At 43.2% G+C, this 241-nt stretch carries 1 protein-coding gene; it reads left to right on the forward strand.

The genetic code is table 11. From position 1 onward, the window contains the following. Positions 1 to 241: GEVED domain-containing protein (locus tag ACR9ZK_RS23200; RefSeq protein WP_481344267.1), on the forward strand; the 241-nt coding region annotated here is incomplete at both ends.

A 241-nucleotide genomic window follows, 5' to 3' on the forward strand; every position in this document is an offset into this window, starting at 1 on the left:
GGTGAAAGAGTAATCAGTACAACAGCAAGTACAACAACTCCTATCAGTGCTACATTCATTGTTCCTGCAACCGCTTATAATGGCCCGCTGACTTTAAGAATGAGAGTGATTTTCTCTACAAGCACGATCACAGATCCTTGTGCAACAGTAGCCGATGGAGAAATTGAGGATTATGCTGTGAAGATCATTGATCTTTCACCTTGTTCTGCAGCACCGCCATCTCCGATTGTTGTTTCAAACG

The organism is Monashia sp. HAY1-5C, assembly GCF_056755255.1.